24 protein-coding genes and 1 pseudogene are annotated in these 26,868 nt (G+C 60.8%); 13 read left to right on the top strand and 12 right to left on the bottom strand.

The window, feature by feature from the left end; genetic code table 11:
* The 3 genes from PSUB009319_RS21860 to PSUB009319_RS21850 form a co-directional block, all read right to left on the bottom strand.
* A partial coding sequence (locus PSUB009319_RS21860) for a hypothetical protein (protein WP_148090237.1) occupies window positions 1-1,074 on the bottom strand: 1,074 nt, incomplete at its 3' end.
* 24 nt (window positions 1,075-1,098) lie between these two features.
* A complete protein-coding gene (locus PSUB009319_RS21855; protein WP_124384268.1) occupies window positions 1,099-4,158 on the bottom strand; it encodes an LPD7 domain-containing protein in 3,060 nt (1,019 codons plus the stop codon).
* Window positions 4,155-4,523 carry a plasmid mobilization relaxosome protein MobC gene (locus PSUB009319_RS21850; RefSeq protein ID WP_124384267.1) on the bottom strand — a complete coding sequence of 123 codons (369 nt, stop codon included), beginning with the start codon at window positions 4,521-4,523 and terminating at the stop codon, window positions 4,155-4,157. Before PSUB009319_RS21850 ends, PSUB009319_RS21855 begins: the two co-directional genes overlap by 4 nt.
* A gap of 164 nt (window positions 4,524-4,687) precedes the next feature.
* Here PSUB009319_RS21850 and PSUB009319_RS22980 point away from each other — a divergent pair, with 164 nt between their 5' ends.
* The 5 genes from PSUB009319_RS22980 (at window position 4,688) to PSUB009319_RS21825 (ending at window position 9,157) form a co-directional block, all read left to right on the top strand.
* Entirely contained in the window at window positions 4,688-5,311 is a 624-nt protein-coding gene (locus PSUB009319_RS22980) for a hypothetical protein (RefSeq protein ID WP_185453531.1), read from the top strand.
* Window positions 5,308-6,063 (top strand): hypothetical protein, encoded by a 756-nt coding sequence (locus PSUB009319_RS21840; RefSeq protein WP_124384266.1) that lies wholly within the window; start codon window positions 5,308-5,310, stop codon window positions 6,061-6,063. Before PSUB009319_RS22980 ends, PSUB009319_RS21840 begins: the two co-directional genes overlap by 4 nt.
* Window positions 6,064-6,066: 3 nt before the next feature.
* Window positions 6,067-6,735, top strand: coding sequence for a hypothetical protein (locus tag PSUB009319_RS21835; RefSeq protein ID WP_124384265.1), 669 nt, complete (start codon window positions 6,067-6,069; stop codon window positions 6,733-6,735).
* Window positions 6,736-6,865: 130 nt separating this feature from the next.
* Window positions 6,866-8,737, top strand: coding sequence for a type IV secretion system DNA-binding domain-containing protein (locus PSUB009319_RS21830; protein ID WP_185453530.1), 1,872 nt, complete (start codon window positions 6,866-6,868; stop codon window positions 8,735-8,737).
* 12 nt (window positions 8,738-8,749) lie between these two features.
* Complete coding sequence (locus tag PSUB009319_RS21825; RefSeq protein ID WP_124384263.1) at window positions 8,750-9,157, top strand: hypothetical protein; 408 nt, start codon at window positions 8,750-8,752, stop codon at window positions 9,155-9,157.
* A 1,054-nt stretch (window positions 9,158-10,211) separates the two neighbouring features.
* On the opposite strand, the gene trfA is transcribed toward PSUB009319_RS21825, so the two are convergent.
* The 5 genes from trfA to PSUB009319_RS21800 are packed head-to-tail and all read right to left on the bottom strand — an operon-like array spanning window position 10,212 to window position 12,564.
* Window positions 10,212-11,150, bottom strand: coding sequence for a plasmid replication initiator TrfA (trfA, locus tag PSUB009319_RS21820; RefSeq protein WP_124384262.1), 939 nt, complete (start codon window positions 11,148-11,150; stop codon window positions 10,212-10,214).
* Window positions 11,151-11,197: 47 nt separating this feature from the next.
* The gene (locus PSUB009319_RS21815; RefSeq protein ID WP_124384261.1) at window positions 11,198-11,503 is read right to left on the bottom strand and encodes a hypothetical protein; all 306 of its coding nucleotides are present in this window, start codon (window positions 11,501-11,503) and stop codon (window positions 11,198-11,200) included.
* Window positions 11,500-11,787: a type II toxin-antitoxin system RelE/ParE family toxin gene (locus PSUB009319_RS21810; RefSeq protein WP_124384260.1), complete on the bottom strand. Its 288-nt coding sequence runs from the start codon at window positions 11,785-11,787 to the stop codon at window positions 11,500-11,502. Before PSUB009319_RS21810 ends, PSUB009319_RS21815 begins: the two co-directional genes overlap by 4 nt.
* Entirely contained in the window at window positions 11,784-12,242 is a 459-nt protein-coding gene (locus tag PSUB009319_RS21805) for a hypothetical protein (protein WP_124384259.1), read from the bottom strand. The genes PSUB009319_RS21810 and PSUB009319_RS21805 overlap by 4 nt, the downstream gene beginning before the upstream one ends.
* Window positions 12,243-12,255: 13 nt before the next feature.
* Entirely contained in the window at window positions 12,256-12,564 is a 309-nt protein-coding gene (locus PSUB009319_RS21800) for a hypothetical protein (RefSeq protein WP_124384258.1), read from the bottom strand.
* 166 nt (window positions 12,565-12,730) lie between these two features.
* Between PSUB009319_RS21800 and PSUB009319_RS21795 the strand changes: the two genes are divergently transcribed.
* Window positions 12,731-12,961, top strand: coding sequence for a hypothetical protein (locus tag PSUB009319_RS21795; RefSeq protein ID WP_124384257.1), 231 nt, complete (start codon window positions 12,731-12,733; stop codon window positions 12,959-12,961).
* Window positions 12,958-13,662: a 3'-5' exoribonuclease gene (locus PSUB009319_RS21790; protein WP_260393110.1), complete on the top strand. Its 705-nt coding sequence runs from the start codon at window positions 12,958-12,960 to the stop codon at window positions 13,660-13,662. Before PSUB009319_RS21795 ends, PSUB009319_RS21790 begins: the two co-directional genes overlap by 4 nt.
* Before the next feature lie 879 nt (window positions 13,663-14,541).
* On the opposite strand, the gene PSUB009319_RS21785 is transcribed toward PSUB009319_RS21790, so the two are convergent.
* Window positions 14,542-15,534 (bottom strand): DNA-binding protein, encoded by a 993-nt coding sequence (locus PSUB009319_RS21785; protein ID WP_124384256.1) that lies wholly within the window; start codon window positions 15,532-15,534, stop codon window positions 14,542-14,544.
* A 299-nt stretch (window positions 15,535-15,833) separates the two neighbouring features.
* Between PSUB009319_RS21785 and PSUB009319_RS23355 the strand changes: the two are divergent.
* The 6 genes and pseudogenes from PSUB009319_RS23355 to PSUB009319_RS21755 all read left to right on the top strand — a co-directional run.
* Window positions 15,834-16,219, top strand: a pseudogene (locus PSUB009319_RS23355) (tyrosine-type recombinase/integrase); the annotation flags it as partial.
* 279 nt (window positions 16,220-16,498) lie between these two features.
* Window positions 16,499-17,362 (top strand): glycosyltransferase family 25 protein, encoded by an 864-nt coding sequence (locus PSUB009319_RS21775; RefSeq protein ID WP_124384255.1) that lies wholly within the window; start codon window positions 16,499-16,501, stop codon window positions 17,360-17,362.
* A gap of 148 nt (window positions 17,363-17,510) precedes the next feature.
* Complete coding sequence (locus tag PSUB009319_RS21770) at window positions 17,511-18,173, top strand: response regulator transcription factor (protein ID WP_124384254.1); 663 nt, start codon at window positions 17,511-17,513, stop codon at window positions 18,171-18,173.
* A 20-nt stretch (window positions 18,174-18,193) separates the two neighbouring features.
* Window positions 18,194-19,555, top strand: coding sequence for an ATP-binding protein (locus PSUB009319_RS21765; RefSeq protein ID WP_185453528.1), 1,362 nt, complete (start codon window positions 18,194-18,196; stop codon window positions 19,553-19,555).
* Between the two features lie 103 nt (window positions 19,556-19,658).
* Window positions 19,659-20,330, top strand: a complete 672-nt coding sequence (locus PSUB009319_RS21760) for a hypothetical protein (protein ID WP_124384252.1) — start codon at window positions 19,659-19,661, stop codon at window positions 20,328-20,330.
* 56 nt (window positions 20,331-20,386) lie between these two features.
* Window positions 20,387-21,490, top strand: a complete 1,104-nt coding sequence (locus tag PSUB009319_RS21755) for an SDR family oxidoreductase (RefSeq protein ID WP_124384251.1) — start codon at window positions 20,387-20,389, stop codon at window positions 21,488-21,490.
* A gap of 706 nt (window positions 21,491-22,196) precedes the next feature.
* On the opposite strand, the gene PSUB009319_RS21745 is transcribed toward PSUB009319_RS21755, so the two are convergent.
* From PSUB009319_RS21745 to PSUB009319_RS21735, 3 genes are read right to left on the bottom strand one after another with little or no spacing between them, the layout of a single operon-like run.
* Window positions 22,197-25,196, bottom strand: coding sequence for a pilus assembly protein (locus PSUB009319_RS21745; RefSeq protein WP_124384249.1), 3,000 nt, complete (start codon window positions 25,194-25,196; stop codon window positions 22,197-22,199).
* A 14-nt stretch (window positions 25,197-25,210) separates the two neighbouring features.
* A complete protein-coding gene (locus PSUB009319_RS21740) occupies window positions 25,211-25,768 on the bottom strand; it encodes a PilX N-terminal domain-containing pilus assembly protein (RefSeq protein WP_124384248.1) in 558 nt (185 codons plus the stop codon).
* A complete protein-coding gene (locus PSUB009319_RS21735; protein ID WP_124384272.1) occupies window positions 25,765-26,829 on the bottom strand; it encodes a PilW family protein in 1,065 nt (354 codons plus the stop codon). The genes PSUB009319_RS21740 and PSUB009319_RS21735 overlap by 4 nt, the downstream gene beginning before the upstream one ends.
* Window positions 26,830-26,868: the final 39 nt, after the last annotated feature.

Raw genomic sequence — 26,868 nt, 5'->3', positions numbered from 1 at the left:
CGGCGCGGCCGTGGTGACGTGCTCGACCACCTGGCCAGCCTTCTCGGCTTGCGGCACAGGCCTAGCCTGAGTCTCCGCCTGCTGCTGCGGTTGCGCTGCCGGCGTCGGATCAGCATGCACGCGCTCGGCTATGCGCTGCGCGCTCGACGCGGCCTCTTGGGCGGCCGGCGCCGGCACAGCGGCCCTGCTGTCGGCCTGGGCCTGCGGCTCGATCGGCGCGGCCGTGGTGACGTGTTCGGCCACCTGGCGGGCCTCTGCCTGCAGCGCGGGCCTGGCCTGAGTCTCCATCTGCGGCGGCTGCGCTGCCGGCGTCGCATCGGCATGCACGCGCTCGGCCACGTGCTGCGCGCTCTGGCTCGACGTGGCCTCCTGTGCCGGCGCAGCGGCCTTGCTGCCGGCCTGGATCTCCGCCTTCGGTTGCACTGCCGGCGTTGGCTTGATCGGCTCGCCAGAAATCACGAGACCGCCCTGCTCTACCGTTTGGGCCGACTGGTTGATGTGGTCTTTCCATGCGGCCGGATTGACGTGTTCCGTACCGGCTCCAGCCTTGTCGCGCTCGGCCACAAAGTCCGTCATGGAGGCGCTACGCCCCATACGCTCCGTGCCGGTCGAAAACGCATGGACTCCGCGCAAGTCTCCAACCTCTCCCCTGTCCGGTTCGACACGGCTGGTGGGTGCTTCACGATCTGCGCGACTGAGCGACGGTCGCCGCTGCTCCGAATCTTTTGCTGCAAAAGATTCGCGCCGCATCTGCGACGCCTGAGCGTCAGCCGCGCGCATGGCGTCCATGTGCTGCTGCTGGTCATCGGCCTGGTGCTTTGCGTGCGCTGCTGCTTGCTCGCGGTGGATGTGCTCGGCCGCCTCCCTCTCCGTCTCCTTCTGCTTTTCCTCGTCGTCGTGTTCTCGGAAGGCAGCTTCTAAGGCCTGGCGCGCGAAATCGAATTGTGGGGGGATGGGTTCGGGCGCAGCGGCCGACTCCACGACTTGGTGTTGCTCGGCGGGCATGGGCGTGGCCTGCTGCTGCCGGCGCTTGCGCTCTTCCTCGTGCTTCTTCCGTTGGCTCGCAATGCTCATGGTGTGCGCTCTTGTTGGTGTTAATCACAGCCCAAGGCCGTTATCGCGTTGGCGTTGGTGCTCTTGGCGTTTTTCAGTCACCAAGGCCTGCCCATAGGACTGTCCTGTGTGGTCACGCTTGTACAGCAAACTAATTGCGTTGCCCTTGGCCAGCGCAGCCTGGCCATGCACTTGGCCATCGGACGTAATCCGCATTCCCTCGATCTCATGGATGGTCGTGCGGTCACGCTCGGCCACAGCGATGTGCGTGTCGGTGACACCCACGATGGTGCCGATGTGCTTGTCCCACTCTTTGGTTTCAGCCATGACAGGGCGGTCACGCTCCACATCGAGATCCAGTGCCTTGGCCAGGACAGCGAGGGGATCGTCCTCGTGATCTTCGCCGCCGGCTTGGTCAACCTCGGCTTGCTCTGCCGCCTTGGCTTTCTCATCCAGCTCATGAGCCGCGGCCGCGGCCTTGGCCTCATCCTGCGCCTTCTTCCTATGCTCGTGCTGCTGGTTGTCTTCGTGGCTTGGCGTGACAGTCGCATTGTCGGCCGCCGTTTGCTGCTGCGTAGTCTTCGGAGTCTCGGGCTGCTGCGCCGGCTCGCTGGCATTCGCGGCTTCGTTGGTCTCCTTGCTCGCATCATGCAACTGCTCCTCGCGCTTCGGCTCTTGCCGAGGCTCTGGCCGCGCGAACGGCTTGGCCTTTTCTGCCTTGAGCTGGAGGCGGTACGCCTCTAGGCGCTGGTCTGCAAACTTGACCGGCATACCTCGCTCGACGGCAAGCGCAACCACACGGGCTTGAAACTCTTGCGGGCCTGAGAGCGTCAGTGTGTGGCCGTACATCTGTTGCGCCAAACTCAGGCCTGCGATGATGGCTTCGTCGCTGTGCGGGTCCAGCACTCGCAGGCTGTCGCCCTGGTCGCGTAGCACTGCGCGGCCGTTGCTGGTGAATGTCACATCGCCATTGCGCTCGACCTGAACGCGCAGGGTCTTGAGCACGTCTGACGTTGCCATGGCGGCACGTCGCTTGCGCTCGTCTTCGATGGCTTGCTGACCGACACCTGAGATCGTGAGGCCATCGACATCGCGTGCGCTGTCATCCAGTCGGCGCAGCGCGCGCAGGGCAACACTGTCGCCGGCCTGCGCTCGCTTGTGCAGAAACTCCCGCCAAGCCTCCTTTTGTGGCGGTCGGAGCTGTCGCCGCTCTTCCTTGCGGACCTCGCTGTACTCGGCCTTGAGCGTGGCGGCTCGGAGCGTTTCTGCGGCCCGCACTGCCTTGCGCTGCTCGCGGCCTAGGCCTGCCAGCGCCTGCGCCTTCTCGCGGCGCAGCCTGGCAGCCAACTCGGCCTTGCCAACTTTTGTTTGCGCGTCGAACTGTGCCAGGCGCTCGGTGATTGCCGCTTGATCCTTCCTAGAAGCCTGGAACTCTTTCCAGAGCCGGCGTGCCTCGATGCCATCGTGTTGGCTGCGAGCACGCACAACACGCTTGCCGATCTGCAGCTCGTACACCTCGCGCAGGATGGGCGCGGCCTCTCGCCACGTCATGCCGAGATGCTTGGTCAGGAAATCATTGGCTGAGAGGGATTTTGTGCCGCAGCGGATTCGAGTCGATCCATCGGATGCCTTTTCGACGCCATAGATCTCGGGCTGCAGCCCGTGGCTGTGGCTGAGTCTCGCCAGGAGCTGCTGGCCGTCGATGTTGCGGCGGATCTCGGCAAATTTCTGCTTCGCCTGGGCCTGCTCGTAACGCTCGCGCAAATCGTCCTGCAGCTTGGCCAAGACACTGGATGGCTGATTCAGTGGGCCTCGGGCGCGTCCTCTTGTTCCTGCGCTTGCTCCATCTGCTTGTCGCACGCCAGGACCAATTGGGCGTGCTGCAACATCGGCTCGTACATCCATGTCATGGTCACGGCGCAATAGCATTTCACTCCGCCTTTGAACTCCATCCAGGTTGCGTACTGGCAGTTTCGGCAAGCGATCTCTGGTGGGGGCAGCTTGTCGTTCGCGACGATTTGCAGGACTTTCGATTCCATGGTTTTTCCTTTCGATAGCATCAAGAATTTGCTCACGCTGTGCGGCGTCAGCGGGGAGATAGACGTTCTTGTAGTCGTCACTGTTGGGGTGGAAATAGCGAATCTCGCGGGCCTTCAGGCGGCGCCATTCGTCCAAGGTCTCCGCTAGGTAGTCCGGTGCGGTGTAAGGCGCCAGTTGCTCGACGTAGGCACGGCGTGCCTTGTCCGAGATGATCGACACCTTTTCCTCTGTGGGTCGCTCGATGAACTGACGCTGAAAGAAAGTCCGCTCCAGCCGGACTCGACGTGTGCTGCCTGTCGGCGTGACGGCATACGCCTCGTCGGACTTCCCGGCGCGCAGCTTCGAGACCGTGCCAAACTGAGCCAGCATTTCCCCAAAGCCAGACCAAGTGGTGACGCCCTGGTCGATCACTGCCCGCTGGATTTTGGTTTCCAGATCCGCCTTGCGTTCGTTGAACGTGCCCAGCTCGTCGGGCTTTTGCCCGGTGTATCGAGCCAAAATGTCGATGGCCGTTTCCGGTGTTATTCGTGGGTTGAGCTTCGGGCTGGCGAAACCATACCTGGCATTAAATGACTCCTGAAAGGCATCGAGATATTTAAGATTGTCTGATGCCTCCTTTCCCAAATATCCCGTGAGCTGGACATGCTTACCAGTCAACAGGTCATGACGACCCACGCCAATGTGAATGTGCGTCAGTCGCTTTTCCGTCTTACCAGTTTCTGCATTTTGGTACGTGATAATCTTCGGACGGTGGGCCTCGGCGTAAAAAGGGATTCGGTCCCGTTCGGCTTCTGGCCACGCAGCAAACAAGTGGTCTCGAAACTCATCCACCGCTTTTTGTAGCATCTCGTCCGAAACATAATCCTCGGTAAATGAGAGCGTAAAGGTATCGTATCGATTTCCTTTCGCGTCTGCATCTTCACAAGCCAACGCCCAAGCGGCCAAATTCCCATGGAGCGGAATCCGTTGATCCAGTTCGTCGCGGTGTAAATCGCGCCCCTTCTTTTGGCCGTGCTCCAAATATGCCTTGAATCCAGACTTGCCGCTTGAGACGTCGATAATCATCGCTGAGTCCCTTCGGTCTGCTCGATCAGGAAATCATTAAGCCGCTCAAGCTGGGCGAGAATCGCAGCAAACGTATTTTCCGACAGCACGCCGGCAAGGTGGTCAGCATTGGCCCGGTGCGCGAGCTGGTTAATATTGTTCGACGCCTTTTGCAGCAAAAATACAGCCCGCTTGGAGTCGGCAGACGCGACGGGCCGCGCAATGACCTGGGTGGTGTTGTTCAAAACGTGCTCGCGGAAGAACTCCGACTGCTCCATGCCGGATGCCGCAACCTTTGCGCGGTAGGCGGCATAGTCATCCTCGATCAGGCGGAACGCCACCGTTTTGGTCAGATTCCCGCGTTCGCTTTTGGGCGGTCTAGCCATTCATCCAGTCCTTTAAATTCAGTGGGCGCAGCCCACGTCCAGCCCGCAGGCTGGCCCAAGCGCTCGGCACCGTGAGGTGACAGGCGCTGGGGGGTGGAGGGGGGAACCCCATCTGCACGCGTCGTGGTTGCAAAATTCTGCCCGAAGGGCGGAGTTTTGCAAACATGACTGTCGTGCCTGTCTTGCAAGCGCCACACTCCGCGCTGACCGCGTCGTCACGCCAAAGACACTGCAACAACACTGCACAAACGCGCTTGACACTGCAAATTCACTGCACTACGATTGCAAAAAGCGTGATAAAAGACTTGGATGGACTGCAATATCACTGCACAATGGCCTCCAGCCCTCATACATCGAAAGGAGCACACAAGATGCAGAAAGACAGCGTGGCAGAAGTGCTGCGCTCACTGGCCAGCGGTGACAAGGACCGGTCAGAAACGGCCCGACTGCGGGACGTTTTCCCGGACGTGGAAGCGGCCTTGCAAGCTGGAGTGAGCCGCGCCGCGATCCTTAACGCTCTCCATGCTCAAGGGTTCACGATGACCCTACGGAGCTTCGAGAGCGCCCTGTATCGCATCCGGCGCCAGAGGGGAAAAGCAGCCCCAACGCCGAATCCCTCCCCTGCGGAAAATCAGCCATCCGCCAAAACCAGTGACCAAGGGGTGGCAGCAGAAGCAGCAGATTTACCGCAGCCTGGAGCGGGAAAAACCCTCACCGAACAGGTGATGAATACCGCACCTCAGAAGTTTTCTTTTAAGCAACAGCAAAAAGCTAAGGATCAAAAATGACTCAACTGAAAGCCGTGGTGGCATCCCTGGGTGGCAGCGTTGGTAAAACCATCGTGACCGCTAATGTCCTGGTTCCGCGTATTCCGGATGCATTTGTCGTCGCCGTCGATACAGCAAACCAAACGGTCAAGGATTTCGGCATTAATGCCGAGATTTACACATCCGATCAGTTCAAGAACCTTTACACCGACCTCGTTCGGCACGATTCGATTATTATCGACGTTGGCGGCTCTAAGGAAGGCAAGGATTTTTTAGAAGAAATGGATTGGATGCAAGGCCACGATGAAGTCGATTATTTTATTATCCCGTCGATGCCTGACGACAAGGACCAAAAAGCGGCCGTCAAGACCATCGATTTGCTAATCGCGCAAGGTGTCAACAAAGACAAGATCAAGGTCGTTTTCAATGCCGTCAAGCGTAACACCGTGGATGAGTTCGATTACCTTCTCGGCGCACTCACGGCAAAGGGCATTGCCTTTTCTCTGGAAGCGTCGATTTTTGAAAACCGCGCTTACAATATCCTGAGCAAGCATAACCGCACTGTCGCGGCAATGCTGGATGACAAAACCGATTACAAGGCACGTCTCAAGGCTTCGGATGATGTTGACGTCGAAGAAGTAACCGATCTTCTCTACGCCCAAAAGACCGCCGCGAAGCTCAACGAAAATCTTGACCGAGTTTTCAGCGCCCTCTTCCCGAAAAAGTCGGCCAAGTCGGCGGCTGCGCCGGCATCTGCAACCGCGAAAGGCTAAACCATGAGCGATCAGTCGGATGAAGTCGCCCGGACAAAAACCGAATTCCTCTACAAGCAAGTGTTGGGCGAGATCCACGATGTGGTAACTCGTGTGGAGGGCATCAAAGAAACCGTCCCGGCCGCTGCCGCTGCGGCGGCTGAGCGGTTGAAGACCCAAACTGCCGGCCTTGAGAATGCGGCGCTCAAGCTGCGGGACGGCTTTATCACGCTGTCCAAGAAGGTTGACGAGCATTCGAAGGCCGCCATCAACGCGGCCACTGCGGTCGGTAAAGCCGAAATTCGGGAAACCGCAGTGGAAGCGGCGAAGGAGGCCATACAAACCACCGTTGGCAAGGAAGTCGGCGATGCGGTCCAGAGCATCAACGATGCCGCCGCATCGTTGACCGGCAAGGCCAAGCAAGCCAAGGATGACATCGAGGCGAAAGCCGATGCGATGTCCTGGAGCGCGCGCAAGCTGGTGGCTGTGGTGGCCGTTACAGGCATCGTTACAGGCCTCGCGGCCGGCATCGTTGGGGGCTTGATCGTGCGAGCCGGCGACCATTCCAGCGCCAACCTGTCGGCCGACGATCAGCACGCCCTCAAAACGGGGCGAGCGATGGTAAAGGCCTGGCCAACGCTCACGCAGCGCGAGCGCGATCACATCAACGAACTGACCAAAGCCGATCAGTGATCGTGACGACTGCGCGTGACTGAATAATCAAAACCGGGAGGGAGTCACCATGTCCGACGATGGTGGACACATCCACATGGGCACAGCCCATGTAAACCACACGCCGACAGACCCCAAGCAATTCGGTGGCATGGCCACCGCCATCCTCATGGGCCTGATGTGGTTGGGTACATCGGGACTCAAAACGGCCCTGAGATTCGGCGTGGAGCTGTACCTGTTTCTTTTTCGGCGCAGGCGCTATCACTGGACAACCTTCATCTCTTGGATGCTGTACAGCATCGCGCTGTACGTGGCTGTGGGTGAGATCACTCGCATCATCCTGCGAACGCACGCAGCGCCGGGATTTTGGCGACACGCCTGGGCCTGGCTGAACGTGCTCGGCAGCTCAGCGCTCTGGTTAGCTGGATCGCTCACGGTCGCCGGCTTGCTGGCCAAGGTCATGGACGGTATGCAGTTCGTGTGCGAACGCCTGGGCGGCTGGCTCGCGTGGTATCCATTGTTGGGTTACCGCTCTCGCTCCGGGGCCTTCAAGCCGATGTTTGGCGGCTCGGCCTCGGCCGCGCCGGCTGTCGTGGTCGCTCAAGCTGCGCAGGCCGCACCAACTCCGCAAGCACCGGCCTACCTCCCGATGCCGGCGCACCAACCTTTTGCGCTCGGCGCGGCCAATATCGGTGAGACCGTGCTGCGCGGAACCAAGGTGATCGACGGATACGCCTACCGTCAAGGCCTCGAAGCGAACCAAAGGCAGCAAGGGAAGGGCGGATTGGATTCGCGCTTGCTGACCATCGGCGCTGTGCCGATGGCGTTCGCGTCAGAGACTCAACACTTGATGATCTCGGGCAAGACCGGCGCCGGCAAATCGCAAGCGATCAACTCGATGTTGCGCACGGCCCGCAACCTGCGCGGCAATGCCGCGCTGATTGCCGACCCTGCAGGCGGCTACCTGGCGCGATTCGGTCGGGATGATGACCATGTGCTGAACCCGTTTGATCTGCGCTCGGAGCATTGGTCGCCGTTCGCGGAGATCCAGTTCGACTATGACTGCGCGACCCTCGCCCGCGCCACGATCCCCGATGGTGAGGGTTCGTCGGCCGAGTGGAATCACTACGCCCAAGCACTCCTAACGGAAGTGCTCAAGGCCTTGTGGAAGAGCGGCGAGAAAGATCCGACGCGGGTGCTGTACTACTGCGCGAGCGCGGCGCCCGATGAGCTGGCCAAGCTGCTCGCCGGCACCACGGCCGCAGTGCTGACGCAGCGAGAAAACGCCCGGATGCTGGGCAACGTGCGCGGCATCATCAGCACCTACATGGGCGCGTGGCAGTACCTCCGGCCGGATGGTGATTTCTCAGTGCGGCGCTTCGTGCGCGAGTCGGATGACAACGGCGGCGCCTGGTTGTTCATGACGTACACGGACGCGCAAATGTCCATGCTCAAGTACCTCATTGCGCTGTGGATGGAGCTGGCAGTGGTTGAGGGCTTGGGCCTGACTGAGAGCGATGATCGCCGGCTGTGGATCGTGCTCGATGAGTTGGATAGCTTGGGCAAAATTTCGAGCCTCAAGGCTGGCTTGACCAAGCTGCGTAAGTACGGCGTGCCGTGCATCTGCGGCATCCAGACGATTGCACAGCTCCGCGCGACATACGGCCGAGACGATGCACAGACGTTGTTGAGCTGTATGGCGACGAAATTGCTCCTGCCGGCCGGCGACAACGAGACGGCGGAATATCTGGCCCGCGAGCTGGGCGAACAGGAAATCGAACGCCTGCAAAAGTCCGAGGGAGAGAGCCAGAAGGTCGGCTTCGCTGAGTTCGACCGCAACAAATCCAGCAACAGCCACATGCACCGCCAGGTGCAGCAAGCGGTGCTGCCATCGCAGCTCATGGCGCTGCCCAACCTGCACGGCTATCTGCGCATGCCCGGTACGGACGTGTACCAAGTGGTGATTCCGTTTGAGCGGATGGCTGACCTCAATCTGGCATTCGAGCCAGCTCACCAAACCTGAAAGGCGGGGAACATGAACGACATCGACCTGGAGATCGCTCAGAAAATCTTGCTGGAGGCTATTTTTCAGCCGGTCCCCGTGGAAGAGCCGCCTAAAACGCTGGCAGAAATCGCACGCGAACGGGAGTTGGAAATCGTGCCGATGGATTTCACGCGTGGCACTTATTTTGGCTTCGTGCTTGGTGTTGAGGGCGCGCAATGCCTGGTGAACCACACCGCCAAGAAGGCCCTTTTATTGGATCTGGATGACACTGAGATACCCGAGGGGGGCGTTTTGCCGCGCGGGGGAGATCAGGTCTTCATCAAGGCGAGACTTGGTGTAGTCGAGGTCGCTGTGAAGGTTTCAGAGGGGAACAAGCGCGAGGACCGTCAGCGCTTGGTGGGCGAATCCCACGGCAGCTCACGTATGGGAGGGCAATGATGGTGGAGGGCGAGCAAGACAGCGTGGATCTCAAGTGCTTTTACATCCGTGGCAGCTATGACGCGCTGCACGGGTCGGGAGCGCTGGAGGCCTTGTTGGCCCCTCACTTGGCGGACTGCAGGCCACCATCATCACAGCCTGCCTCTCACACGCCCGCGCCGGATGATGGCGAGCGTCCGACGCCGACATTCCTCTAACCCCGATCCAACATCCAAACCGGCCTTGTGCCGGTTTTTTCTTGCCCGTTTTCGCTGCCGGCTTCTTGCCCTGGCCCTCTGTGGCGGAGTATGACCGGCAGCAAGGCCGTAGAAACGACCGCAGGCGCGTTTTTTCGCGCTCAGAGTAGCAACCCTACATGCGCAGTCGGAAACAGCGCCAAAACGCGCGCTATGGCCTTCACGAGCCTCGACGCAGAACACCCAGCCGACCCCTTCCCTGAAAGCAATCAGCGGTTGATTGACGGCGAGGCCTGCGCGCGCGCCGTCGCGCCCGAATCGAGGCGCACGGGGACCCGCCCGAAGGGTGGGGAGAGCGCCGACCCGAAGGGGCGATTCGGCTCTGCCGGCGAGCTGGCGAGGGGTTAATCGTCACCAGGCAGTTAGCCCCCGTATGGGGGCTCTCGATAGAGGGGAGGGGGAGCCGACTTGATCGGGGGAACCCCGGAGGGGTGCCCCGGCCGCAGGCCGCGCTTTGTGCAGCGACGAGTTTTGCAGCAAAACAGGCGTCGAGCGCAGAGGGTTAAAAAACGGTTATAGAAAAGAAAGGTTAAAAACCGGTTAACGGGTTGTGGATAAGGCACATAAGGCCAGTCCAATCAATGACTTGCGGGTGAGGCTGCGGGGGTCAAAGGTCAATAGTGCGGGGGTCAAAGGTCAAATGCGCCGGGGGTCAAAGGTCAATAGTGCGGGGGTCAAAGGTCAAATTTCGCGGGGGCGCCGGGGGTCAAAGGTCAACCCTATCCACAGCCTCATAGGCAGGCCAAACGCCCGTCCTCTGAGGCCATGCCGGCCTCCATCCGGTTGGATGACTTGCCCCAAGTCACCCCCAGCGGGGGTCAAAGGTCAATAGCCGCCTGTTTGCGCTCGGCTCGCTGGACGCTAACAAGACCGTCCCTCGTGACATCAAAGTCATCCAAAAAGCCCTTCTCTTTGAGAGCTTCCAGCCCTCGCTTGATGGTTTTCTTGGCCTCTCTGAGGCGTTCCTTGCGCTTCGCCTCGCGGGACTCAGGGGGGAGGGCTGCATCCTCAGCCTTCTCAAGCGTCAGGCCCGCTCCAATCGCAAGGGTCTCTACTTTGTGCGGGTACGGCTCACGGTGCGACGCGAAGAAACCATGCAGCCACGTCGCCACCCCTTCAGGTAGGTTAAGGCGGGTCTCCCAATCCAATCTCGAATAGAGCTTGTCGAACAGGAAGAGCAATTCATCGTCCTTGTGGAATACCTGCACCTTCCACGGCTCGTCGGTGGTTTTGCTGTAGACGTACTTGGCCAGCAGCTTGGTGCTGCAACCCTTGTCAAAGCGACTGCTGTAGACCTCCAAGCCGCCAGACGCGAGACGGCGGATACAGGTCAGCAAACGCGTGTAGCTCTCCCCTTTGATCGGCCAGCCGATTGACTTGAGGAATGAGTAGGGTGTGAACGTGACCCACTCTGACCGTGCCTCCTTAGCCAGGTGGACAAGCTGCATCCAAACAGTCTCGTCATCCTGTCTCAATTCTTCGCCGATCCAGATGACCTCGCCACCACCGACCACCGGCACCACGAGGGGAGAGCCTGCCCGGTAAGTTTCGCGCTTTTCCTTGCGGTTCTTGGCTGAAAAAACCGCACAGCGAACAACCTCATTCGGAATCCCACGCTCACTCTCTGGCCAAAGCGCGAGCTGGCCATTGGCCATCAGCTCGGCAAGCTCTGCCCGACGCTTTGCACGCGACTTCGAGAGAGCCTTGCGCTCGATGTCAGACGCACGCTCCGCGATTGATGGTGTTGGTTGGGTCATTTGGTCTCTCAGTCGAAGGATCTGTACTCAGCCGGCCGTCAGTGCGGTCAGCCCGCCAGGCGTGCCGCTTCCGGGGGTTCCTGCTGCACGCCGTGCATCACCAGGATCTCGCTGCACGACAGATGAGTCAGCTCCGTCTCGTTCGCCAGCACGTCCTTCTCCAACTCGGTCTGCTCGGTCAGCTTCCCCAGGTACTGGTTGGCGACCAACAGGCCGGCCACTCGCTCCGGCCACCCCAGCGCCCAGCGGTTGGCGATGGAGACCGCCGTCGATCCCATCGTCTCGATGTGGAGGGCCGTCGTCTCCCCGTACAGCTCGCGTTTGTAGAGCGTTTGATTCGTCATGGTGTTCATCCCTTTGCTGGCCACTGCTGGCGCGCGTGCAGCACGCGCAGGATCTCCACGCGCTTGTCCGTCACGCGGTAGACCATCACATAGTTTTCCGTCACCACGGCCTCGCGCGTGCCGCGCACGCGCCCCGACCGGTACAGCGTTGGATTCGCCGGCAAGGCCTCGGCCTTCTGCTCGATCAGCTCGTCCAGCTCAAGCGCGGCCACGGGGTTGTCCTCGGCGATGTAATCCATGATCTCGGCGCGGTCCTCGCGCGCCTTCGGGTTCCAGTGCAGCGCCAGCGTCAAGCGTTACCCCCGCGCTTTGCCACCCGTTGCCGCAGCGCCGCGCGGCGCTTGGCAAACTCGGCCTTGACCTCGGCGTGGGGCAGGGAAGGGCGCGGGTCATCGAGCGCCTGTTGCACCTGGTCGCGGAACCACTTGTCATAGGCTCGCGCGGCGTGCGCTTCCTTGAGCGCGGCCGACCGGTCGGGCCGCGTGGTGCGCTCGGCCGACTCTGGATCGAAGCCGGCCGCGTCCACGTCGAAGCGGCTGATGCCCAGTTCGCGCAGGAAGGCCACCAGCGTTTCGAGCTTGCGGAACACGCGCACGTCGCCGCGCTTGGCCGACAGGAAACGCTCGGTCAGGCCGTACTTGGCCGCGATGGTCCAGCCGTTGCCGTGGCCAACGACATGCGCGGCACGCACGGCGCCGGCTTCCACGAGCTGCGATAGGGTCTTTTGGTCAATGGTCTCGGTTGCCATGGTGAAACCTCCTTCAATGGCTCTCGTTCATCAGCTCGGGCCGCCAGCCGCGCACGATGGCTTCGAACTGCGGGCCATAGCCCAGCGTGTCGGGGTAGCTGTTGGCGCGCGTGACCAGGCGGAAGACGATGGCCATGTCCTCGGCAATGGCGTCGTCCACGGCCCACAGGTTGGTCAGGTCGAAGCCGCCGCACTGGCCGGCATTCCACCAGGCCAGCAGGAAGTCCGCCACGCGCCGGCTCTGGCCGCTGTCGCGCTGGGCGTGCTCGATCAGGCGTTCGAGCGCGGCGCGCTCGGTCGGCGTCATCTGTTCGGGTCGCATCGTGTTTGCTCCGGTGCTGGCCAGCTCGCGCTGGCACTGGTCTTGGGTCAACGTTTATTATTGTACACACTCCCACTTTACTGTACAGTGGGTGACATGGAATTTTAGAGCGGGCTGGCGATTGGACATAACACCCGTTCTCGGTCGGATTGTGATGGAGGAAGCCATGGACACCCCCCGCGACGATGACACGGCTCGGTCGTTGGACGAGCTATCCGGGCCGCCCCTGCGCCGCGAGCGCAAGCTGTACTGCTTGACGCTCTACGATCCGTCGACGCGCATGTATCACCTCTACCGGCTCGGCCTGGCCGGCCTGATGCCGATACGCACCCTCGGGCCGGTCAACGAGCGCGACGCCCAACACATCGAGCAGTCGTTTGGGGAGGACGAGGCATGACCCGCGATGAGCTGATTGCGGCGGTGCCGGTGCGGGAGTCCCAGGGGCGTTTGTACGTGCGCATGGATGACGTGCCTGAGCCATGGCGCGCGCAGTTTGCAGCGGCGATGGAAGGGAGCGCGTTCATCGCGGTCCAAGGCGAGACGTGCATCACTCCGTTTGCCCACGATTGGGATGCCTGGGTCCGCGACCAGTGGGACGGCCGCCCCGGACCAACAGGGCTCTCCAACAGAGGCCCACGCAGCCCCTGGAAAACGCGGTACTTTGTCGATACCGAGTTCACGGACTTCATCGATTGCCGGCTCATCAGCGTGGCGATCGTGGGCGAGGACGGCAGCGAGTTCTACGGCGAGTGCTCGGACGTGGATCTGTCCGTGTGTAGCGAGTTCGTGCGCGCGGCTGTGCTGCCGCAGCTCGGCCAGTTTCCCGGCCGCTCGATGCCGGCCGCGCAACTGCGCGACGAGCTGAGGGCGTGGCTGCTCGCCATGCCGGCAAAGCCCAAGCGGGTATTGTGTTTCGACTACCAGGGCGACTATGACCTGGTGCTGGATCTGCTCGATGGCGAAATGCCAGTTGGCTGGAAGTGCGAGCACGTAGGCCACAAGCTCGATGCTGAGCGGCAGGAAAGGTACTTCCGTGACCACGGCGGCCGGCATCACGCGCTGCACGATGCGCGCGCCAACGCCTGCGCGTTCAGGTGAGGCCGCACGAGGCTGGTAGCAGGGCGTGCGGCCAGGCGGCATAATGCGGACGGCTGCACGAAACACCGTTCCTGGTGGGCGGTGGCCAGAACGGCAAGGCTCCCCCTTGCCGTTCTTCTTGGGGTAGTCGTCCTTTTTGTGCAAAATCTGGCGGTTTGCCCTGAATTCACCTTGTGAATCAATGGGTTGTGAATTTTACTATTTCGCTGGCGCCGTCCTTTGGATGCAAAATCTGGCGGTTTGCGTTCTTGGTTTGGTAGTGCGGAGCAGGTCTGGCGGTCGGTCAACGGTTCCTGCCGGCCACGATGCCCGCGATTAGCGGGCGGCGGGCATCTTATTCACTGCTCAGTAAATATGCCGCTTTTGGCGAATATTGGACCGACACCCACCGCCTACCAACCGCCTCGGTGGTCGGGGGATGCCGAGCTGCGCCGGATCATCCGCCGGCGGCACACCACGCTGCTTGTCCTTCGAGTCGAATGGCCAAGCCTATAACTTCGACATCAGCGGAGTTGCAGTCATACGACCGAACCGCGTGGTATTCCCCCTCGCCTAGACCTTTTTGTCGTCCTGCAAACTTCGGCGCAACCACGCGCGGGCGTAGAACTTGCAAGGGCAGGATGACCTATCCTTCAACCATCACAAGTGCACCTTCTCGGCGCATCATGAAGCCGCACATCCAGCATTCACATCACGCGTATGGCGCTGGCCAGCCCCGTTATGGCAACCGCTACTACCTTGGGGTTGCAGCCTTCCTTGTCGCAATCGGTCTCCTGTACCTTGCATGGTCGCTTTGGCCGGCTCGGTCGTAATCGGTCATTTGCAATGGACGGGCCGACAGTGGAGGCAGTCATCCTTTTGATACAAAATCTAACGCTTTCACCCTGCCGGCCCGGCCATCCCAAGCTGCGTCCGGTAGTCGGTCAGTAGCGTCTGCTGGGCTTCGAGGCGCGCGGTCAGCTTGGCCAGCTCGACCGCCATTTGCTCGCGGTCCGTACGCGCAGCCGTGAGTTCGTCTGCCTGCGCCTGTACCGTTGCACGCAGCGTATCCCGTTCTGCTTCCGCCCGAGTGTGCTCGGCACGCGCCTGGTTCAACGCCGCCAGCGTTTGCTCGCCACGCGCCTCCAACTCGCGGACGCGCTTCGTCGCCGCTCCGGCTTCGGCAACCAGCCGCGCGCCATCCTTGTTCAACTGCGTGATCTCGCCCTGCTTGATGATCAGCGTCTGGTTGGCTTGACGGATTTCCGCCTGCAGTTGTTGGACCTGCTGTTCATGCCGGCGCGCGTCCTGATCCCGCTGCTCCTTGCTGGCGTTGCGGAAGTGCTCCAGCGCCTGGTGTGCGTGCTGCAGCTTTTCCTCCAGCGAGCGGCGGAAGCCTTCATGCTCGGTCAGCCGAGCCATCAGGTCTTGGACCTGCTGTGCCGAGCGCTCAGCCTCGATGATGCGCTGCTGCAGCGCCGTCTGCGTATCGCTTTGCGCGGCCCGCACGCTGGCGATGGTGGCGTGGGCCTGCGCCAGTTCGGCGCGAAGCGCGACGAGATCTGAGGACAGCTTGTCGGCCTCCGCCCGGACCTGCTGGCGCTGCGCAGTGGCGGCCGCCACTTGCTGGTCGACCATCACCTGCGCCTCTTCATGCAGGCGCGCCGCCAATCTGCCGACCAGATCGAGGATGGCGTCGGAGGTCGAGCCGGTCCGCTTGAGGGCCGAACCTTCCTCTTCTTCCAGTTCCTTCAGATAGCGGTGGATCGTTGTCTTCGACCCGGTGTTACCCAGCGCGATACGTATTGCATCGATGGATGGGTGCTGCCCTTGCGCGAGCAGCGAATCGCGGGCACGTTTGATATCGAGATGGCTCAGTCCGGCGCGGGCCATGGCGCTCCTACAATTTGATACTGTATTACGTACTATGTATATACGTACCAGATTAAGGTGTCAAGGCTTCTGGCTTGAGGTCATTTCTCACACGCGATAATGGCGGATTATCACATGTGAGATCCTATTAGCGCAGTGATCCGCCTAGGATGCAGTACAGAAGTCCGGAAAAGACGAGGTTTCTAAGCGTTCAGGCGGCTTCCAGCCAGTCGGTGCCATACCACTCGGCTAGGCGAGGCAGGTCCTGGACAGTGCGCAGCTTAACAAGCACCTGATCGCGTCGAAGAGTGCATGCCCCCGAACTGGCGCGCTACCGGCGCATTTGCGGCCTGCCGCCGTCGCCACAGGTCGGAGAGACACGACCTGATCAGCCAGGAGAAGCCGCTGTCACGCGCGGCGATTCACCTGATCGTCAAGGAAATCTTCAAGCTGGCGGCCGACCGCCTGCGTGCTCAGGGCCCCGAGTTTGGAGCCCAGGCCGGCTTACAGGCCAGCGCGTCGGCGCACTGGCTGCGCCATACGGCCGGCTCGCACATGACCGACCAGTAGGTCGACCTGCGCTTCGTGTGCGTGCGCGACAACCCTGGGGCACACCTCGCTGGCCACCACCAGCATTTACCGGCACGCGGAGGACCATACGCGGGCACTGGCCACGCAGGCTGAGAATCGGATTGACTGGACTTGAGCGTGAGCCCTCCCCGTATCAAGGCAGTCAGCAGGCACCCGCAAGGCCAACTCTTACAGGTGCCACTGATGGCGCTTGCACGATTTACTTGCCTTGACTGCCACATAGGCATGCGACGACCGCGAGCAGGCATCCGCAAGAAACGCATGGGCTTTTAAGTCTTCCTTAATAAACGAAATGTTACGATTTTTTACAGGGGGTTATGCAGGCTTGGCTGAACTCGGCGCTGATGGGATGAGCGCCCCTGAAATCTCGACTTGCAAGGGTTAACGAAAAAAAATGGATAGCGCTGACATCTGGGCTGACCACGACACTGCTGCCCTTGGAGTCATACTCGATCACTCGCCTACCGGTGACATCGCATGCTCCGTCTTCCTTCGAACGGACCGCTTGCTTCCCCCCATCGTTTGCATATCGCTCGCCACCTCGGAAAGCCGGCGCCAGCACATGTATGCGCAGTTGAGCAGCAGGCGCATTCCCTTCCGATTCTTTGACGCTGTTCGTGTTCAGTCGATGCCGTCGATCTATGACACAAAAGCGCGCCTGAAAATGTACGGCAGCCAGCTGACCCTGGGCGAAATTGGTTGCTATTTGAGCCACCGCCAGATATGGGCCGACTTGGCGCAAACCAATGATGAGGTCTGGTGTGTTCTCGAAGATGACGTCGAGATTTGTCCGGACTTCGAGCGCCATGTCGCCGCACTGCTCGACGCCAGGGCCGATTGGGACATCGTACGGCTGACGCAAGGTCAGCCGCGTGCGTGCCGGATCGTCAAATCATTGCGCGGCGACACACGGCTGGTCAGTCATGGCAAGCAGCCGGGCGGTACGTATGGTTACTTGATCAGCGGTGCTGCGGCGCGGGTGCTCCACACATTTTCGGAGCACATGATTCATCCGGTCGACGACATGATGAACCGGCATTGGGAGCATGGTCTGCGCATGTATTGTGCGTGTCCCGACTTGCTGCGAGATCGGGGCGATCTGTTCGAAACGACCATTGCGGGCCGCGCAAAGGCCAAACGCAGCCTGGTCCAAAAATTCAGGCGCGAGTTCTATATGGGTAAGGATAGTTTGTCCCGGCGCCTGTACAACCGGCGGCAATTGATTCACTGCGCGCGCCTTCCGGGGATTGAGATGTAGAACATGCTGGACAGGTCAAAGCGCAGGGCATGAATCCCGAGCGCTAACGGGTTGGGGCAATGCTTGAAGATAGCGGCCGCAGGGGCTTGTCCATACGTCCGACACGATTTCGACAGCATTGGGCATTGGGGCACAAGGGGGCGCGTTTATGCGGTTGTTATTGGTCGAGGACGATCCAATGATCGGCGAAGACCTCGAAGAAGGGCTGCGCCAGGAGAATTACGCAGTGGACTGGGTGCGTGACGGCCGTGGCGCAACGCTTGCCCTGCACCATCAAGTGTACGACCTGTTACTGCTGGATCTAGGCCTGCCGGGGCAGTCAGGGAGCGAGATCTTAAAGGCTTACCGCGCACAGGGCGGCGACATCCCGGTACTGATCATCTCGGCGCGAGACGCCACAATCGACCGCGTCGAAAATTTGGACGCCGGGGCGGACGACTACCTCATTAAGCCCTTTGACTTCGACGAACTGATGGCGCGGATACGTGCCTTGCTTCGACGGCGCTCCGGTCGCCGGTCGGCCACTATCGCATTTGGAGACCTCAGCCTGAACCCCGCTACCCACGAAGCTCATTTCCGCAACCGGCCACTCGATCTATCCAAGCGCGAGTTCGCCTTGCTTCTTGCGCTGTTGGATGCGCCCGGAAATGTCGTGTCGCGCGAGCAACTGAAAGAGAAACTCTACGATTGGGATGCCGAGGTCGAAAGCAATACTGTCGAGGTCTACATTCACTCGCTGCGCCGGAAGTTAGGGCGCGACTTCATTGAAAACGTGCGGGGTGTCGGCTACAAGTTGACAGACAAGCCATGACAACGATCCGAGGATACCTCATGGCCTGGCTGGTCGGCGGCATGCTGGTCTGCATTTTGGTTGCCGGCCTTCTGATGTACGCCGTTGTGCGCGAAGAAACCAAAGAGCTGTTCAACTACCAGCTCAAGCATGTCGCAGGGTCATTGCTGATCCGCGTGCCCGAGCTCACGATGAAGTCCGGTAATCGGGGGGCTGACGAAGGCGACTATCCGGAAGAAGACATCGTGGTACAGGTCTGGGACTCCGGCGGCAGGCTACTTTACACGTCACACCCAGCCATCGTGCTGCCCCGCTACCCAGAGGACGGGCTGAAGACGGTCCCGTTCCGCGGCGAACGGTGGCGGGTGTATGGCGAGACCCATCCGGAGCGTTTCGTTCAGGTGGCGCAACCCCTCAGCGTCCGCAAGGCCTTGGGCTTGCGGCTGATATTGCTGTCGCTGGCCCCATTTCTTGTGCTGATCCCAATGCTGGCCGCCATCATTTGGTTTGCTGTTCATCGCGGCCTAGACCCCTTGCGCCGGGCTACGGAGTCCATCGAGCAGCGAGGGCCGAGTGCACTGGAGTCAGTGGAGGTGCGAGGGCTTCCGCTGGAAATTCGCCCGATGCTCGACGCGCTAAACAATCTGATGAAGCGCCTGGACCGCGAGCTGACATGGCGACAGGAATTTACGGCTGAAGTCGCGCACGAATTGCGTTCACCTTTGACCACGCTGAAGCTGCAACTGCAGTTGGCCGAACGTGCACAAACCGACGAACAACGCACAAGAGCCTTCGTCAAACTGCATGCGCGGCTTGACCGCGCCACGCACTTGGTTTTGCAGTTGCTGACCTTGGCACGTCACGAGCAGGGCCTGAAAGAACAGGACATACAGCCGGTAGACCTGTCGAAGCTGGCGCACCAGGTGGTAGCCGATCTTATGCTGATGGCGGCAAGCAAGGACATTGATCTGATCCTCGCGGCCACCGTTGACGCCCCGCAGGTGCTGGGGCATGAGGAAGGACTGCGCACCCTGCTCAGCAATGTCGTAGACAACGCGGTGCGCTATACGCCGGCGGGCGGGCGCGTGGAGGTCACGGCGTCGTGGCGCGAAGGGTCGCCGGCTTGGAGCGTGGTGGACTCCGGCCCCGGGATTCCCTGGCAGGAACGCCTGCGCGTATTCGACCGCTTCTATCGATTGCTCGATGCCACAACATCCAGTAGCGGTCTCGGCCTCGCCATCGTCAAGAATATTGCTGAGCGTCACGGGGCGACCGTTGAGTTGAGCGATAACCCCGCCGGCCATGGTCTCGTCGTGACCGTCGTATTTCCAAGGACAGTCGGTCGGAAAGTCGCAGGGCCCCTGGCCATGGAGGACTCATCGCAGCGGCCGGGTCACGAGTAGGCGCCAATGTCATCCCGTATCCATATACGTGGTGAGGATGCTTTTAACCGTCTATCAAGGCGTTGCGCGACCGCGCGCCCCATTCATTCACGTCGATCAGTCAATGCAGCTCACTTCACGTCCCGCACCAGTGCTACCTGTGCCCGTGCCGCCTGCTCTGCGCTCGCTGATCGACCAAGCCATCAATTCGGTCCTCGAAGACGCTGCCTTGCGGGCCAGGCTCACAGCGGGACCGGTCGGTCGTTGCGCGGACTACGCCATCGTCGGCGCCAGAGTGCTGACTCTTCTTACCGGTCACCCTTATCTCGCGGTCGCCGGTGGCGAACTCATCGACTGTGGCAGCGGTCGTTACATCGTGCTGAACCCGCCTAGAGCGGCGCGGCGCGTGGCTCGAAAGCTGTCCGAACTGAAGGAATACCACTGCTGGATTCAGTCGCTACACGATGCCTCCGGGAGCAGGCGACGCTTGGAAATCGTCGACTTCACAGTCAGACACGACTGGGACGTCGCCAAGTTGCTCGGCGTGCCTTTCACCCGGAGCACTGCCGACAGCTATCTGTGGGAGTGGGATGACGCCATCGGCGAAGTGCCGACCCAAGCCCGCGTGCACGTAAATACGACACGGAAGAAGGTGGACTGGCTATGGGAGGACGCCAACAGCACCCGTCTGTTGCGCAAGTACGAGAAGGATTACGACGCTCTTTTCCGACAGTTGACCGCGCTCACAATCGCTCGCTTGGCCGACGATATCGAAATGGCACTGGCGGCGCAGTGAATATATTTCCCCAGGAGCAAAGGCCGGGGGCCACTACGAATTTTCGAATCTCAGATATGAGCATCCTGCTGACCGGCGCAACCGGTTTTCTCGGCGGCGCTATTGCCGCCAATCTGGCAGACAAGAGGTTGTTGCAGAACACCCGCTTTGCGGTCCGCGGCCAAACGACAGCCGAGGGGCTCGCACGCCTGCGGGCCAACCTAAGCCGTTTTCAGTTGCCCCGCACAGTGCTGGACGGCATTAGCGAAGCGCAGATCGTGCCATTTGACCTGCGCAATGCTGCCAAAGCCAAGCTTGGCGACCCGGAAATCATCATCAACTGCGCTGCGCTGGCGACGTTTTCCAACCATCCGTCGCTGTGGGAAACCAACGTGGACGGCGTGCTGGAACTTGGCCGACAGGCCATCCGGGGTAAGCAGCTAAAGCGTTTCCTCCACGTCGGCACCGCCATGTCGTGCGGCCAACTGGCCGACCGCCACGTGCGCGAAAGCTGGAACGTACCTCCGCTTGAGCAGCACGCGGTGAAGTACACCTACTCCAAAGGGGTGGCCGAACTGAGGCTGCGCGAGGCGTTTCCCGAGCTGCCGCTGGTGGTGGTGCGGCCGTCCATTGTCGTCGGCCATAGCCAGTTGGGCTGCACACCTTCGAGCAGCATCTTCTGGATGCTGCGTATGGTCGCCATGCTGGAGACCTTCAGTTGCCGGCTGAGCGACCGCGTGGATATCCTCTCGGTGGACGACTGCGCACAGGCCATCGCCCAGTTGGCGCTCAAGCCTGCCCTCGCGCACGACCTGTATCACATCAGCGCAGGCGACTCACATTCCGAGCGGATCGAGACGCTCTACCCGCGTATCAAAGGGTGTGCCAGTCCAGAAGAGGAAGCCCAGGCACTAGCGAGCTACCACTTCCAGCCGGAAATCGAAGAGAAGGCGATGGCGCGTAAGTTCCTTCGACTATCGGGTGAGGGCAACGTGCGGCTGGTGGCGCGCGCCATCCACCTGTACGCCAAATTCGCCAGCATGAGCTACGTGTTCGACAACACGCGGCTGGTAACGGAGACGGGCTTCCAGCCTCGCTCCCTGCTCAGTTATCTCGACCGCTGCCTTGACACGTCGGAGGGCGTATCGATTACCGCGCAGATGCAGTGGGACTACAAGTGAGCCTGCAGGCCTATCCGGCCCGATGTCGACCTCCGTCTGCTTCTTGGGGGCGTCGTGTCACCAAAAACGCTCTGCAGGCTCAGTTTCGCGGGCTGGTAGTGACATCTCTCTAATTTGTTCTACGACACGCGAGCGGCGGGCGTTTTGCGCCTTTCAGGTCGCCAAATCGCTTTTCGGGGTAGAGGAGCGCAATCAGTCATCGTGCCCGTGCTGCCCCCGCTCTCCATGCTGGTTGTGGCCGTGTCTGCGCCACCGCCGCCCATCATCATCATCGTTATCATCGTCGTGACCGCGCCGGTATGGGGCATAGACTGGAGCCGGGGCCACGACGACAGGGCGAGGTGCGTATATCGGGGCAGGCGCAACGTAGACAGGCGCCGGAGTATAGACCGGAGCAGGTTCCGCATAGACGACGCCTGGAACGCCAATGCCGATATCCACGTTCACATGCGCATGGGCGGTCGAGGTAATGGCGAGCATTGCGCCACCAAGCGCAGCAATGAAAGTAGACCGTGTCATTTCTTTTCCCCAAATTCCGGCCGTCACTTTAATGCCTGGTCGGCCAAGCCAGGGCATGAGAACTGTAACGGAGTGTAAGGAATCTCTGGGCGGCGACAACCATTTCCGCCGATGTAGCAAACATCATTGCCGGTGGGACGTAGCCGCCGGAGGCTGCGCGCCACCGGCGGTGCCTAGGCTCCGAAATTCAGTTTTCCCCTGACGATTTCCAATAGATCGTCTTGCGCTTTGGAATAATCGTCGGACCGACTTTCTGGGCAGGGAAATTGCCGCTCGCTCCACCCGCCCGGAGGGCGGCGCCAATGATGATCGGCGTTGCCTTGCCGTCGACCGGCACCGTGGCAGTGACCGGTGAAGGAGGCAGTCCGCCACCGACAAACAGGGCTGCACGGTTGCCGCCGCAGGCTCCGGGCACACCAACGGCACCGGAACCGTTGAACAGGTTGACCCAATACCCATATGCCTTGCCCAGCGTGGTCGAGCACGAACCCTGCGTGGCCGGAACCGGCATATTGGTACTGAAGGTCACCATGCCGCCCGTGATCACGGCGGACGTGACCGTCTGTTCTCCAGTCCCGTACTGGTTCAGGCTCATGAACCAGCCGCGCAGGGTCGACGTTGGCAGGATGCCGGAGGTACCGCACGTGGTGCCGGCGGTAAAGTCGGCCATCACATTCGTATCGTCCAGATTGGTGGCAGTCGAGCCTCCAAGGCTATCCAAGTAAACGTAAAAGCGGTTGACGACGCCGTTATACGGATACTGATTCAACAGAGGGTGCTCTCGGTCGCCGGACCCGAGTGCCACATAGACCTTATTGCCAGGAGCCGGCAGCAGCGCCGGCGGAAACAGGAATTTCCGTCCCGCACCGTTGGTGTAGGCGACGCGATTGATCGTCCAGTTGCTGACTTGCGAGCCAAAGTCGATGCGATAGATATTGCCCCCTGTGTCTACCGCGTAAGCATGGTCGGCCACGCCGGGCGTATCAACGGCGAGCAACGCTATCTCGGCTGCCACGCTGCGCGTGGTGCTGAAGGACTGGATCAACGCCCCCGTGTTTGCGTCGAGCACGTAAACGCCGGCTCCTTTCGGACTGGAGCAGGGCGGCGAGACCTGGTTTGCATCCTCGCAACCATCGTAGCCACCGCCGACGATCAAGACAGGCCCGTTATAGCCCTTGATCTGCGACGCGACCTTCGGCATCGACCAGGTCTGCCCAATACCGCTCATGCTGGCGGTACAGCCGGTATCGTCAGTCAAATTTGGGCAGCCAACCTTCCACTTGAAGCTCGGTGATGTCGGGTCGGTGACATCCAGCGCATAAATCATCCGCCCGCCGCGGCGCATGGTGGGATAGATCCAGACGCTGGAATTGCTGGCAGATTGGTACGCACCGATCGATCCATCGAAGAAATAGTCCTTGGCCGTTGGTGTCGGTGTGATACCCGCCGGCATATTCGGGTAGTTGACCAATGGGCTGTTGGCCCTCAACCGCTGGAAACGAGGGAAGAACTCGGGGGCGATAAAGGCCCAACGCTCGCGGCCAGTGGCAGCATCAATGGCGCGCAGCATCCCATCATTCGAGCCGTAGTATGTTGTGACGCCCGTGGTACCGCCATAGTCGATCGGTAAGGGCCGTGAATGAATCGCATCGCCATGAACCGAAGGCCGGGGCTCAGTCGTATTGCTGTTGGCGTTCTCGTCATCGACATCCTGCCCCTTGATGAAGTTGAGCAGCGTCTGGTCGCTGATGCCGGAATTGGTCGTCGTGACCTGAGCCAGCGCACTGCCGGACTGGGTATAGACGACGCGATTGAGCGCCCATGTTGGCGCTGAGTTGGTTGCAGGCGGGCTGTTCCCCTTGCGGATCACTTCGGCCACCCCGCCTTTTTCCACAATCGGACCGTCTGGCCCATCCGAGAACTTGTTGTATGACGTGGTCGGGCATCTTCCCGCATTGTTCAGCGACTGCCAGTAGGTGCCTGAATCAGTTGTCCAGAAGCTGACCGCGCAGTCGGTCACAAAGCCGGTGACCGGGTTCTCGGCCTTCAGCGACGGGGTCGAGCTGTCGCCGATGACGACATCACTCCCCTGGCTGATCACCTGGTACTCCTTCAGGTTGCCCATCCAGCGCGGCTTGGCATTCGGGTCCGGGCGGAACATGGGAATGAAGACCTGGTTCTTATTCTGTGTGCGGTTGGTCGTATTGACGGGCAGGCTGGCTGACGCGAAGGTCGAGTTGATCGCCTGGATCTCGACAAAGATCCGGCTCAACTCGGCTGTAATTTCGGCCTGGTTGCGCACGTGCTTGTAGCTCCCGCCGCCCTGTTTGGCCGTGGCCTGCAAGGACTTGGAATAACCTGCATCCTGATTATCGTCAGGATAGTAGGCATCCATCACATAGGTTGTGATCTGCGGGTTGGTGCTGGTATAGAGGAAGTGCGCCCATTCATCCGCATAGCTGTCCGGAGAACTCGGCGCGGGAAGAATCGGTGGTCCGGCGTCGACCCCCTCGTAGGTGCGCTGCCCCATGGATCCGCCGGCTGAGTTGTTGGCAACGATATAGATGATGTAGTTCTTGCCGCAAGCCGTGGAGGTCGTGTTGTACGTTCCGTCGGGGTTGAATGCCCATCCCGAAGTCAGTCCCTGCCCGTAGGCCGTGGAGCCCGCGTAATCTCCCGGATTGCCGGAGGCGTCTGCATAGATGTTCTGGGAAAGCGTGCCTGCACGCGGTTTCAAGCCGGAGTAATACTTCCAGATTTCATAGAATGCCGCGGACTCGTCCTTGTTGTTGCCGGTCTCCTTAGTGACATTGGCGTCGGCACTGATCTGCGCAATCAGGTTCTTGAAGGCGGTGCGGTTCGCTGCAACGCTCATGTCTCTCGGGGCAAAGCGGATGTAGGCCCCCGAGGGACTGTTGTACGAGAACGTGGCCAGGCCCACGTTGGTCGGTGTCGTGATGGTGTCCAGCACGGCTGCCAGCGCCAGGAATTTGGATTTCCCGTTCGGCTGATCGGATACCCAGTTGTTCGAGTTATCCACCAGGATCATGATGTTCGGCGCGGCTGCCGATCCGCCCGATGAGCCTAGAAAGATGTCGATGTCGTCCGCTCTGCCGAGCCCCGGCACGAGCACAAGACAGCAGAAAAGGAAACTCGAGATCAGCCTTCGAATGCGGAGAGCGCTCATGGAAAATCCCACGTTCAAGGACAAACAGAGGTTGCGGGCACGCGCACTGCCGTGCCTTGGTTCACGACGTATCGCGCACTGGTGATCACGTCGGTGGCGACCGCTTGGACGTTCCACAGGCTATTTGCGCACATGGAGTTGTTGTTGGCAGCACCCGCTACGCCAAAATCCTGGGGGGCACCTTGCAGGCAGCCCGCATCGTTCGGGTCGCTGTAGTTCAACGCCGACTCGGATATGACTTGCGTCGAGACGCAGGCTGGCGTAACAGCCACGGTGATATCGGTCACGCCGTCCCCGTTGATGTCGACGCAGGTGGTGTTCGGTCCCGTCGCTTTACATGGATTGGGGATCGCGTTGGTCGGGGTTGTGGTGAACTGCGTGCTGCTGACTACCTGCTCGATGGCTCCCTGTGCGGCCGAACGCGCCTGGTCGCGCGACTGCGCGTTCCCGACGACCTGCAGGTTACCCTTGGCGAGCCTGAACGCGGTAATGCCAAGCAGCGTGAGCAGCAGCAGCATGATCAGACCCACCAGCAGCGTAAAGCCGCGTTGACGAGAAGACAGCGGTTTCATGGCGCATTCCTGCCGGCCGTGTTGTTCAGGCTGACAACGGAGTTATAGGCATGGCGCCGATAGGCGTCGTTGAAGGGGCCGGCCGTATTGGCGGTGCCATCCGCATTGAAGCCCATGGCGAAGGTCTTGTTTGCTCCACCGGTATAACCAGCAGAAGGCGTCTTGTTGCGAGCCAGCAGATAGACCTTTGCCGCAACCGTGTTCCGCCAGTACCCAACGCAAGTCGCACCTGTGCAGCCACCGTAGGTACTCGGATTGGCCGTGTAGACACCGGGCGTGCCTGCGGTCGGGCTGGCCGTATCGATGCCGTACTCGATTTGCAGACTCTCGATGCCCTCGGCCAGAGGGACGATGGTAGTGAAGCCCGTCGCTCCGAGCTCTGCTCGCTTGAGCGTCGGGATGCCGTCCCCACTCCGATCGTTGTTGGCGATGAAGTAGATATGCGTGCGGTATTGGTGCAGCGGAGCAACGGTTCCTGCGGTGGTGGGAGGATTGCAGTCCTTCTGGCGCAGGGTGAGCTTGGTGGTATCGGTATCCAGTCCGTAGTAATTCGCCACGTTGCCGGAGGACAGCTCCGCGGCACTGCCACAGGTCGAAGCCTGAAAATAGGGAGCGCCCGCAACAAGGCTGTCGCAATCGGCGTCGCCGACCGCGCAGGTACTGCCCCTGCGGACGACGACGATATCCGTTCCCGGGCGCACATCGCTCAAGCAGCTCGGCGCATTGGCGCCGTTGTCGTAGCCCTGCACAGCAATCGGCAAGGCCGTTTTCAGATCGGCGAGCACCGCAGAGCAGGGATCGGGCAGCGCTGCCGGTGTCGCCAGCGGAGTCGGATTGAACTCGGCAAGATAGCCGGCGTTGCGCAAGTCATCGGTAAGCACCTGCATGGCATACAGCCCATTGTCGGTCTGCTCGTTGGCGCGCTCGAGTTCGGTGCGGGTCCGGCTGTTGCTGACAAAGATCGTGACGAGGCCTGCCGTGACAAGCAGGCCAAGTGCGATCGACACCATCAATTCGATGAGGGTGTAGCCTCTTTGCGCGACCTTGTTGTTAGCGGTCATGGTTACTACTCTGTATGGAGCATGGCGAAGGCACCGGAA

It is taken from the genome of Ralstonia sp. SET104, assembly GCF_003851545.1.
Taxonomy (GTDB): domain Bacteria; phylum Pseudomonadota; class Gammaproteobacteria; order Burkholderiales; family Burkholderiaceae; genus Ralstonia.
The sequence above is the reverse complement of the archived record's forward strand: the minus strand, read 5'-3'. Positions and strand labels throughout refer to the sequence as shown.